The sequence below is a fragment of the Iodobacter sp. CM08 genome (genome assembly GCF_033446605.1).
Taxonomy (GTDB): Bacteria; Pseudomonadota; Gammaproteobacteria; order Burkholderiales; family Chitinibacteraceae; genus Iodobacter.
Genome location: NZ_JAWQUO010000045.1, coordinates 25,909 through 37,142 on the forward strand (window position 1 = coordinate 25,909; position 11,234 = coordinate 37,142).

Consider the following 11,234-nt stretch of genomic DNA (forward strand, 5'->3'; position numbering starts at 1 on the left):
GTACTCATTCGAAGACGCAACTATACATTAATTTCGTGGTTTTATTTGAATAAATATATTTACGGTTCGTATTCTACGAAGTTATTTTTAATACTTAAAAATCAACAACATAAACACGGTATCCGACAGGAAATCGCACAACATCCAAAAAGAAACCGAAAAAGAATCCATCGGGACTCCATAAAACAACCCAAAAACAACCATGAAGAGGCCGCCCCGGCAACCACCATGGTTTTGGTGCCTCATTCTTCATCTAGCTCTTTACTTGTACCCCCCCCCCATATTTTTGCCCCCTCCCCCTTTCTCTGCTTACCCCCAATTCCCCCCTCAAAGCACCTCTCCCCGTCCATCAAAATTTTCTCCATACGTATCAAATTTTCCCGTGTTATATTCCTAAAATTAATGGGCATGTAACGTGAGGGCTTTTGTTACGTCGTATCAAGTTTTTCTTTGTTACAGAGCAAATATTTTTCGCAATAAAATTAATTAAAGTTGAGTAAAAAAAATGTGGAAAACAGATGAAACAACAAGGCATCAAGGAACCCATTCCAATTACTTAAAACGATATCTTGGATGGCAAAAAACATTAGCAAAAATGCACAATACAGCAATTGAAAATGTGCCTGTTATTGTGGTTGTGGAGTACGTTATTAAATTATCATTATCAAGACGCACATCAACATGGCGACAATATCGTGCAGCAATTATTGCATTCATTGAAGAGAACAATAGAAACGAACTGCGTGCAATTGAGCTACTAGAAGAAGAATCAACGAGAAGAAGATTCGCTAAAGAAGGCACTCAAAAAGACAAGCTAATGATGCTAAGAACATCATCAAAGAAATCGAAGGGATTAACAAAAAACTCCCTAACCATTTTGGAATACAGAATTAAACAACTAAGCGAAAACCATAAAGTACACAACAAATGGGTAATAGACATAATTAAGGCAACTATTATTTCAGGAATACGCCCAATAGAATGGATTGACGCTGATTTATGCGATAATGAATTAGAAAAGAATCAAACACTTGTAATAAAAAATGCCAAAGCCTCAAATGGCAGAGCCAATGGTGAATACCGTACCATTATTTTAAATGGGGCCAGTAAAGAGGATATAGAAACGATTGAACTAGCCATTGGAGCCGTCACTGCCATTAAGGAATCAATTAGCAAAGACGGTGCCGTTTATAGCCACGATGAAATAAGAAATATAACTTCAACACGACTAAGGAAAAAAGTTGGAAGCTGGATTAGTCGCTATGTAATTAAATGGCTAAATAAGGAATGTAATTGGAAGGCTTTAGCTCCTGACCTAAATATAACCAGCTCACGGATGGCCAAGAAAAGAATTACAGATGAGCTAGATAACTCGACGCTATACACGTTTAGACATCAAATGTTTGCTAATGCAAAAGCCGCATTTAGTGATGGAAAAATTAGTCGTGAAGAAATCGCTGCCATAGGTGGGCACTCCAGCACAAGGACGCATCAACTTCATTACGGAACTGGAATTAAAGGCGATTCAAGCGGATTAAAAATTAAACCTACAGTCGATTCTGTAAGTGCTGTTTCAAATACCAATAAACAACGCTCACCCACACCGGACTTCATCAAGCAAGAAACAGATCCACTTCAAGTTTCAAATCCATAAGAAAAGGGGTGGCTATGTAAAATAGCCACCCCTTTATTATTGCCACCTCTGCAATAAATTCTTTATTGCCCACGCTTCCTTTTTTATCAAAACTTGTTTTTCAAAATATGTGAAAACTTCCTTCACAATCCAAACTTTCACACATCAATTCATCTAAATTATTTGAAAATATTATGAGGCAACCGCCGCTAAGTGGCCCCCTATTTACTCATCTTTTTCTGCACTGAATAAATGCCATCGCTCGCTTAACCATGCAGCATCGGATTAAAAAAGAAGCACCCACTCCAAGGCTGAAGGTTTTTGTCTGAAAATTATTTTGATGTTAAACAACTCATAAATTGCATGTAATATTTTTGATACGCGAGAAATCCGTGTCGATTTTAAACAAAAAATCTTGACTTATCCTGCTTAGAAAACTGTAGGGCAGAGGGTAAAAGGTAAAGCTCAGTGGAGGGTGTAGGAAGGACAGGTAGGGAATTGATCGCGGGGCGGGTAGCAGCAACAAAAACAAAAATATTTAATTAATGTACTCGCTGAGTCTATCTGAGCAAAAAAAAATGCACTCAAGGAGTGCATTAAAAAGAGTGCTGATGTTCGTTCGTAGGCAGTAGTACATACGTCTCTGAAGTCATTCTACATTTGCGAAAAAAAATATGCAATTTTGTTTGTCGCTCACATGGGCTGCAAATACCCACCAAAAACGCTCATCTCTGCTTGGGTTGTTCACCACCAGCTTTTAATACTCACCCCTATATCACCCCTTATGCGCTCTGCTCACTCACATCCTACCTATACAGCACCACGGCACTCACCTTCTTCTAGCAACGAAGTCATCTTTACTTCATCTAATGGCCTGCCGCCCTATTCTTGACTATTCCACCTACCTACAAAGCTGACACAACCCATGGTCACCAACCTCTCAGCAGTAGCCCGTGATTACAATTGCCTCATGGCGGCAATATGCCTATGATGAAGTGGCATATTGCCACGATGGACCATGGAGATAATTATGGAAAATGTTCAATTCAAATTTGACAGCTTGGAAGTCCGACCCTCTCGTGCATCCATCTTTTTAAAACGCCTGTCTGCGATGCTTGGCTTAAAAACCAACCTCAGAAACTATTCTGAATTGATTATTATCACTCGGGCTGGGATTTCGCCGCTGACCATCGAGCGACTGGCTACCCAAGAGGGGCTCGTCCGTTCTGAACTGGACTGGATCATCCCCCAGCGCACGCTATCGCACCGTAGAAGCAATAACGAGCCCTTACGCCAAGATGAGACGGAGAAGGTCATTCGACTCGCTTCTGTGCTTGCCTCTGCTGAAATGACATTCGGCGAACAGAAGCTTGCTACTAAATGGTTGCGCCAACCTAACAAGGTTCTTAATGGAATGGCCCCACTCGAAGCAGCCCAAACTGAGTCAGGTGCAAAGTTAGTAGAAAAAATGATGGTGCAGATTAATGAAGGGTATTTCGCGTGATTTTATGGCGAATCAGCAATTATTCGGATTTAAACGGCTTAGGCGGGATTCATGCGGAAGGAAGATGGCACGATGCAGGTCATCGTGTCGTCTACCTGGCAGATCACCCAGCATCATGCATGCTAGAAATGATCGTGCATCTTGATATGGATTTTTTCCCAAGCACTTTTCAACTCTTAAAAGTAGAAATCCCAGAAGTCGTTGCTGTGATGGAAACCGATGTAGGATCGTTTCCTGATGACTGGAAAGGAAACAAAGACTTCACTCAGTCATTAGGCACTAAGTGGTTGACTGAAGCGCCTTCAGCATTACTTCGTGTTCCGAGTGCCCTCATTGATGCAGGGAACAACTACCTTCTAAACCCTCTTCATCCAGATGCACAACACTGCAAGGTACTAGAGGCAAAACCGCACCCACTGGATGCGCGTCTTATTAAGCCCCTAAGAACATAGCCAGCCAGACACGACAACACCGAGTTTGCAGCACCACAAACCCATCAAGAGCCATTGCTCATACCTCACTGGGCAGAGCATGCAGGGATAACAAAGAGATCATGGCCCTTGATTATGTGTCGACCCTAGTGTGAGGCAGTCATAGCCAAAAAAACAGGAGCTATTTTGAATAAGTACCTAGAAGCAAAAAAGAGACACCATGTGGTCTGGGCAAACTATCTTCTTCGCTGGAGTAAAGATAGGAAAAATGTTTTCTACACAACGAAGACAGGGAAGATTGCTCACGACAGTGTGAAAGCAATTGCTGTTGACGACTACTTCTACAAATTAAGTTTTCTCACGCCAACGCATATAGAAATAATCAAAGCATATTCTGAACAGTGCTCCGACCAACAGCAGCAGCTGCATTTAAACATCCTGAATCAATTCCTAACGATCCAAACAACAGAGTCAAAATTTCGAAAAAGGAACATTCGGGATATTCGCTCTGAGAACATGATTCATGCTCTGAAATGCAACGCTCTGGAAAACCTTCACTCCATCCATGAAAGATCGGCAAGCCCCATCTTGGCTGCTCTTGCTGAAGGAGAACTAGATGTTCTTCAGGACCAGCAGAACATGATTGCTTTTATGTTTTTCCTCGGTCACCAAATGGTTCGTACTAAGACCTTCCGGGACGGAGTGGCCAAATCATTGCCTCGACGCAACGACTCGGAAATTAATCATGCTAACGCAACTACTGGAGCATGGTGGTTCCTTAGCTATTTGTTAGGTATGAATGTCGGCACCTATTTCTACTCCAGCATCCACGACAACACCCATGCATTATTGATTAACAATACACCTGTGCCTTTTATTACATCCGACCAACCTATCGTGAATGTCCACACATGCGTATCGGAAACTGAATTTGTTGTGCCACTGAATGCTGACTGCTTCTATCCCATCTCTCCGACAGTAGCCTACATCATTTGCGATTCTAATCGGTTCATGCCAGGCAAGAACGAAGTCGACGAAGCCACGGCCAAAGAGTTCAATACCAAAGTTGCAGCTCAAGCAATGCTTCACATCATTGGAAACACTAAGGAGGCCATACAACCATTCCAACAGTTTATTTGCAGGCGAAATAAGAAGATTCCGAATAGGGCGAAAGGGGGTTAATAGCAATGAAAAATGAGAAGTGCGCCATTTACTGAGTTAGTGTTGTGCAACGTTCACCAGCAGATTGGTACAGTAGCACTATATAGAACGAATGTTCCATTATTAGAGTCGTTGCACTTAGTTGGAAACATGGCGCTGACGTCGCAGGCGGCACAACAGGACAAGGACAAATCCAAGCGTCAAAGAACCTGAAAAGAATCTGAATCTGTTCGCAGGGTAATCCCCCCACAAAACCAGCTCATTTTTAAGTAGAATTTTCTCGCAGTCTTTGAGGAGCTTCTACATGAAAGCAGCACGCTATTCCGACAGCCAGATTATGGCGATTTTAAAGCAAGCTGAAGCCGGATCGACCGTCCCCGATCTGTGCCGCGAGCACGGCATGAGTTCTGCCTCTTTCTATAAGTGGCGCGCTAAATTTGGCGGCATGGACGTCTCGATGATGACGCGGATGAAAGAACTGGAGGACGAAAACAAGCGCCTTAAAAAGATGTATATCGAAGCCCAAATGCAGGCGGATATCATCAAGGAGGCCATGTCAAAAAAGTGGTAAAGCCATCTCAGCGTCGCGAGATGGCTCGCTGGGCCGTTGAAACCAAGGCCGTGTCCATTCGTGCGGCTTGCGCCAGTTTTGTAATCAGCACGACATGCTATCGTTACGTGGCCAAGCTGGATGCAGAAAATGTTCAAATCGCTGATTCATTGCTCCAGCTCACGGAAACTCATCGTAACTGGGGCTTTGGCCTTTGTTTTTTACATCTGCGCAACGTCAAGAAAAAACACTGGAACCATAAACGCGTCTACAGAATTTACTGTGATTTAGAGTTAAATCTGCGGATTAAACCTAAAAAGCGCTTAGAACGCGAAACGCCAGCGCCATTAGCAGTGCCGGCAGCAAAAAATGAAACGTGGTCGATGGATTTTATGCACGATCAATTGGCCGATGGCCGCAGCATTCGCTTATTCAATGTGATTGATGATTTTAATCGTGAAGGATTGGGCATTGAAGTCGATTTCTCTTTGCCAGCAGAGCGTGTAATACGCAGTCTGAATCAAATCATCGAATGGCGCGGCAAGCCCAAACGAATCAGGTCCGATAATGGCCCTGAATATATTAGCCATCTGCTAAAGAATTGGGCAGAGCAACAATCGATTGAATTAGCTTACATTCAGCCAGGTAATCCACAACAGAATGCATATATCGAGCGTTATAATCGAACTGTGCGTTATGAATGGCTGGCTTGCGATGATTTTGAAAGTCTTGCCGAAGTGCAAGAAACTGCAACGCAATGGCTTTGGACTTACAATAACGAGCGCCCGCACATGGGATTGGGCGGCATCACCCCGAAACAAAAACTGGCATTACATCCCTGACCTCTACTTTTAAGTGAGCTTAAGAATGGGGGGATTACCGCAGAATAAAGAAAAGAAAGTGAAGTGGTGCTGGTCGACTCGATACTAGTAAAAACAGACATGACCTTCTTTCATAACCAGCACCACATTAATAATCCAATCCTGCCTCTATCCCCCCCTCTTAATAGTCACCTCTTCCCCAGCCAAGCCATGGCCACTCATACTGGGTCCAATTCACTGATGGCAGCACCACAAAACAAACAACACCTCCTTCGTCAGTTTGACGGAGGCATAAAGCCTATATTAGGCTCCTCTGCATATTCGCTTTCTTCACTTAGTGGGATAATAAAATGACCTTTAGCATCTTTCGTGGCGACAAATCATCAGAATTAACAACGCCTGTGCGCATACGATGCGTACCGTGGGATATCGTGAACGCAATGGAAAGCATTACAGACGTGGGTCCAACCGGTAACGCATGAGGCGGAAAAATCAATCCGGATACAAGAGGTATCAGGGCGATTAAATCGGCTAATCGAAGATTGCAGCCTTGCTCTTAAAAAAAACTATTCCGCCTCGCAGTTAGCTCTGATCACCAAAATGGAATATGCCGAACCTGCAGAGCAGTGGATGCTTGGGAAAAAGAGCCTTCTTTAAATCAACTCCTCTCTATTGCAAAGCACTTCAACTCGAATTCTGATTGGCTGCTGCATGGCGAGCAAAACATGTTCAAAGCTGAATATGCTCGCACCCCAGAATCACCGATTAAAGGACTAGGCCTCTTAATTAAAGCCGACCGGTTGCACCTGATCAGAGAAATGTCGAGAGGCGCATTCGCCTTTGTTCTCGATAACTCATCAGGTCAATGTTCAACCTACCAAACCCCTTACCATATTAGCGAACAGACTGGCTCTGGTGGAGAGGCTTCCTTAGCCTGGCTCATGCTTACTTTTGAACTTCTTTATTTGTATTACACCCAGCCTGGCTGCGATAACAAGATGAGCATCAAAAGTTACCTAATGGATTCGGACACTTATTCATCACTCATTGACGGTAAAACCCACCCAAAAAATGCTCTGCGTAAAGCAAGCGAAGCGTCATGGTGGGAAGATATCTGGGACAAAGAGCAATTCAACCATGTCGATTACTGGGAAGGCTGGAAACCTCTTTGTGAAAAACTGGCTCAGAAACTTGAAACAACGCCTTATTCGATGGAACGTGCTTCACTGACAGCTCAGTTGCCTCTCCATACCATTAGCAATCCACCCAAGTGAATTCAGTTCTATAGCTACTGCTTTCATTAATAGGCCCATGATGGTGTTTATCCTGCATAAAGGCGAAACTCATCAGGGCCTAATACGGGGAGCAAGAGCAAGAATCCCTTTTTCGAAGTGATCTGCCGTGCCACCGGCTCCTCTTCTTTCTATTCCATTTCTGATAGATCAGCACCACAAACAAAACTGAATTCCTCATGGTTTGTGGCATTGGCTTTGTCCATCAGCTCATTGCTGACCTCCTCTCGTCTTTCGCCACCTTCCGTTAGAAGCCCAGCACCACTCCCCCGCTTGCCGCCCTTTCTCATGCCTCCGCAGCCACACTATTGAACTTAAGACCACTCACACTGGATTGAAGTAGATATCCACGCACGGTGTCATTCTGCAGGGCCAGCACCTGCTTCCAGCGTAAAAACACTCGCTTGAATAATACTTAATGGCAGCTTCACATTTCATTGCTTGGAAAGTCAGCCTCTCGTCATTCAATTCCACACCACGAAAAACTTGTGTAAATATACGTTGGCTGGCTAAAGGGATTGCCACGCAATTAACGTGGTGGGCGCTCACGGCCCCGCTCCTTGCTTAGAAGACCTTTTTAGGAAACTGACATGTCTGATTTAAACAGCAATAAAAATGCATCCCAGCTACCTCTTGATACATGGCTATTTTTAGACAATAACCTTTATGGGCGCTTGTTCGCAGCAGATAGCGATAAGAAAGATAACGACCACATGGTTGAAACATCTGCAAATCCAGATGGCTCAGACAAGTACCAGTGGAAGATTTATCAGCGAGCAGGAAATTACTTCCTGCTCAATAAAAAATACGGGTTTTTATTCGCTGCAGACACTGACAAGTACGATAACGATCATGTTGTTGAGTGCGCTCCGGACAAGACGGATCTGGCTCAAGTCCCCGAAAGTAAAAAGTGGCAGTGGCAAATTACTCCACTGCAACATGGCTTAGGATGGCTGATAGGCAATGGTGCTTATGGGCAAATGTTTTCTGCCAATGGCGACAAAAAGGGCGACGATCATGTCGTTGAAGCGTCTCCTTCATCCCCATCTCTCAATCAATCGGCAGCCAAGTGGGTTTGGCAAATTGTACCGGTCGAAAGCAGCCAACCCACTATCGAATTAATGCACCTTGATACCCCCCAATATGGGCACCTGTTCGCGGCAGCGTCTGACAAAAAAGGTTCAGACCATCTTGTGGAAACGAGACAAGGGGATGGGGAAGATATTGTCGGTGATAAATACGACTGGCGACTCTATTGGCTGGATGGGCAGCTTTATATCCAAAACAAAGCCTACGGCTTTCTGTTTGCAGCTGACAGCGACAAAGACGGCGACAATTTCATCCTGGAATGTGATCCTGATGTCATTACGCTGAAGCAGGCGATCAATAAGGGCTCGGGAAATGGGAAATGGCGTTGGTTCATGTTTGATGACAAGTTGGTCAATATGAAGCATGGCCAAGTATTTGCAACGGACAAAGCTGTTTACGGAAACGATCACGGCGTTCGCGCCAACCCTAATCGCTATACGGATCTAAGTTCGGAGCCTGGATACCAATGGCGCTCCTCGCCTGCAGATCCTAATCAGATGTTCGAATCTGGTTGGATGAGGCTCCATAATGCAGAGCAAAATGGAGACATGTTTGGCGCAGATTCAGATAAGAAAGGCAGCGATCATATCGTCGAGGTTTCGCCTGAGAAAACTGGAGACTCAGATAAGTGGTACTGGAAACTCTATCGCTACCAGGGGAAAGATTATCTTTGCAATAAGAAGCATGGTTTCTTATTTGCTGCAGACGGTGACAAATATAATGATGATCATGTTGCTGAGTGTGATCCGAGTGTGACCGATATTACTGTGGTGCTGAAAAAGGGCATGGCCAACAGCAAATGGCAGTGGCATGTATCAAGACTTAATGATCGATTTCAGATCCAGAATTTAAGTTACGGCACTCTTTTTACGGCCAGCGGCGATAAATTTGGGAATGACCATGTCGTTGAGACTAATCCCAACAATAAAGTAATCGGCACGAACAAAGCGGCATGGCAACTCTTTGCGTTTAATGACAACAAAGAAATAAACAGCCTCGACCGAGTTTTGCGCCCAGCATCCAATTGCGACTGGATGTCTACATTGCCTGATGCCACCTATTTAACAGATATCGCGCTACCAGGCACACATGATTCTGCAGCTATCCTTCGCTTTGGGCGAAGCTTATATGCCACCCAAAATTTAAGCCTCACAGAGCAATTGGAGAGCGGTATCCGGCTGTTTGATATCCGACTTCAGGTTAAATCCGGCAACACGCCTGGTAGTTATGAGTTCAACACCTGCCATGGCAATATTGGATCGGCTATAAATCTGAACGTCTACCAGACACTACAGAGTGCCCTTGATGAAAGCATTCAATTCCTAAATGAGCATGGCCGTGAAGCACTTGTCATGTCGTTGAAAATTGACGACTTCAAAGTGCCAGATAAAGACCGTGATGAAGCACTTAAAGCCCTGAAGAACTTCATAGACCGTTATCCTCGCCTATGGGCCACTCCCAATAAACTAACCCTAGGTAATGCGCGGGGTCGAGTTCTCCTTTTAAACCGCATCTCTAACAGCACCACGTTTGGTGCACCTGTCAGTTGGTCAGATAATACGACCGGCCAAACCATTCAGCCGCCCCAATCCACTGCCACCCGCGATTACCAAGGGTATGTTCAAGACCAATACCAAGCTTCATCGGAATCAGAAAAGTGGACGCACTTCGAGACCGCAATAAGTCACAAGCCGGATGCTGGCCTACTACTGAACTTTGCCAGTGCTATTCAAATGGCTGTGTTCGGGGTGTATATCCAGCCTAATTTTCTCAATTATCTGGGTAAGCTGAATCAACGGCCTTCCAGAGACAAAATGGGCTGGTCGCTTTGGGATTACCCTAATTGGTCTTATCCAATCACGGGGAGTGACCAACTAGCCTACGCCACAGTCACGGATCTCATCATCGACAGCAACTTTGGTTACAGCCGGTACAGCAGTGCATTTGAAGTGAATATGAAAGAAGATTTGTAATTCATCACCCACGCTGATTGCCGCTAGGTAATCAGCGTTGTTTTACAAAGGAAGCAGCCCACAATCGCTACAAGCGCGATCCCTCATTCTTGACAACCCAACACAACCTGCAACCTCTGCCGAGGGCGTGGTGGGCTTTTATTGTGCCTCCAGCATCAAATACAATCTAACGCAGGTCGTGTTTTTATAACGAGTTCGTCAATATGCAGGGCTGCTTTCGCAACTGCTCCATAGACGAGGCGCAAGCAGCATCTATAAAAAGGATTTTTCAGAGGGTATTTTTTAGTGGTTTTGGGCAGGTAAAAGCGTGTTTTTTGAAATTCAGCATTTCTATACAAAACAATAACTTAGTTGGCTTTTTAACCATAGCGCTGATACTTTATTTTTGCCTTGTCCATTTTCATGGCTCAAAAGCCATTTTTAGTGTGCCTCTCGAGGGAGGCAGTACGCTTTCATTAGCAATAACACGCCTAGCTTAGAAAACCCCGCCGAAGCTTGCCTCCTGTGAGCAGGGTTTCTTCTAAAGGCACACAACATGGGCCTACATCACTGACATTCAAATTGTGGCTTTATTTCGAGATCACCTTCGAGAGATGGTAATCCCCCCACAAAACCAGCTCATTTTTAAGTAGAATTTTCTCGCAGTGTTTGAGGAACTCTACATGAAAGCAGCACGCTATTCCGACAGCCAAATTATGGCGATTTTAAAGCAAGCCGAAGCCGGTTCAACCGTCCCCGATTTGTGCCGCGAGCACGGCATGAGCTCTGCCTCTTTTTATA

At 44.5% G+C, this 11,234-nt stretch carries 8 protein-coding genes; all 8 read left to right on the top strand.

All coding sequences use genetic code 11. The features are described from left to right. Positions 1-505 precede the first annotated feature (505 nt). On the top strand, positions 506-1,654 hold the full coding sequence (locus R6242_RS19395; protein ID WP_318430056.1) for a hypothetical protein: 1,149 nt from the start codon (positions 506-508) through the stop codon (positions 1,652-1,654). Between the two features lie 1,009 nt (positions 1,655-2,663). After that, positions 2,664-3,137 carry an antitoxin Xre/MbcA/ParS toxin-binding domain-containing protein gene (locus R6242_RS19400; protein ID WP_318430058.1) on the top strand — a complete coding sequence of 158 codons (474 nt, stop codon included), beginning with the start codon at positions 2,664-2,666 and terminating at the stop codon, positions 3,135-3,137. Further along, the gene (locus R6242_RS19405) at positions 3,134-3,589 is read left to right on the top strand and encodes an RES family NAD+ phosphorylase (RefSeq protein ID WP_318430060.1); all 456 of its coding nucleotides are present in this window, start codon (positions 3,134-3,136) and stop codon (positions 3,587-3,589) included. The genes R6242_RS19400 and R6242_RS19405 overlap by 4 nt, the downstream gene beginning before the upstream one ends. Positions 3,590-3,754: 165 nt before the next feature. After that, positions 3,755-4,750 carry a DUF4238 domain-containing protein gene (locus tag R6242_RS19410; RefSeq protein WP_318430062.1) on the top strand — a complete coding sequence of 332 codons (996 nt, stop codon included), beginning with the start codon at positions 3,755-3,757 and terminating at the stop codon, positions 4,748-4,750. A gap of 283 nt (positions 4,751-5,033) precedes the next feature. Further along, positions 5,034-6,121, top strand: a protein-coding gene (locus tag R6242_RS19415) for an IS3 family transposase (RefSeq protein WP_318430064.1) whose coding sequence is annotated in 2 segments (ribosomal slippage) — positions 5,034-5,286 and positions 5,286-6,121 — 1,089 coding nt in all. Because the reading frame shifts where the segments join, the coding sequence is not laid out codon by codon here. A gap of 605 nt (positions 6,122-6,726) precedes the next feature. Beyond that, the gene (locus R6242_RS19420) at positions 6,727-7,374 is read left to right on the top strand and encodes a hypothetical protein (protein ID WP_318430066.1); all 648 of its coding nucleotides are present in this window, start codon (positions 6,727-6,729) and stop codon (positions 7,372-7,374) included. Between the two features lie 608 nt (positions 7,375-7,982). After that, entirely contained in the window at positions 7,983-10,454 is a 2,472-nt protein-coding gene (locus R6242_RS19425) for a hypothetical protein (protein ID WP_318430068.1), read from the top strand. A 662-nt stretch (positions 10,455-11,116) separates the two neighbouring features. Continuing rightward, positions 11,117-11,234: transposase (locus tag R6242_RS19430; protein ID WP_318430070.1), on the top strand; the 118-nt coding region annotated here is incomplete at its 3' end.

Bases quoted from the DNA above. Each gene is read 5' to 3' on its own strand.
- R6242_RS19395 (WP_318430056.1), top strand. From the start codon at position 506: ATGTGGAAAACAGATGAAACAACAAGGCATCAAGGAACCCATTCCAAT.
- R6242_RS19400 (WP_318430058.1), top strand. From the start codon at position 2,664: ATGGAAAATGTTCAATTCAAATTTGACAGCTTGGAAGTCCGACCCTCT.
- R6242_RS19425 (WP_318430068.1), top strand. From the start codon at position 7,983: ATGTCTGATTTAAACAGCAATAAAAATGCATCCCAGCTACCTCTTGAT.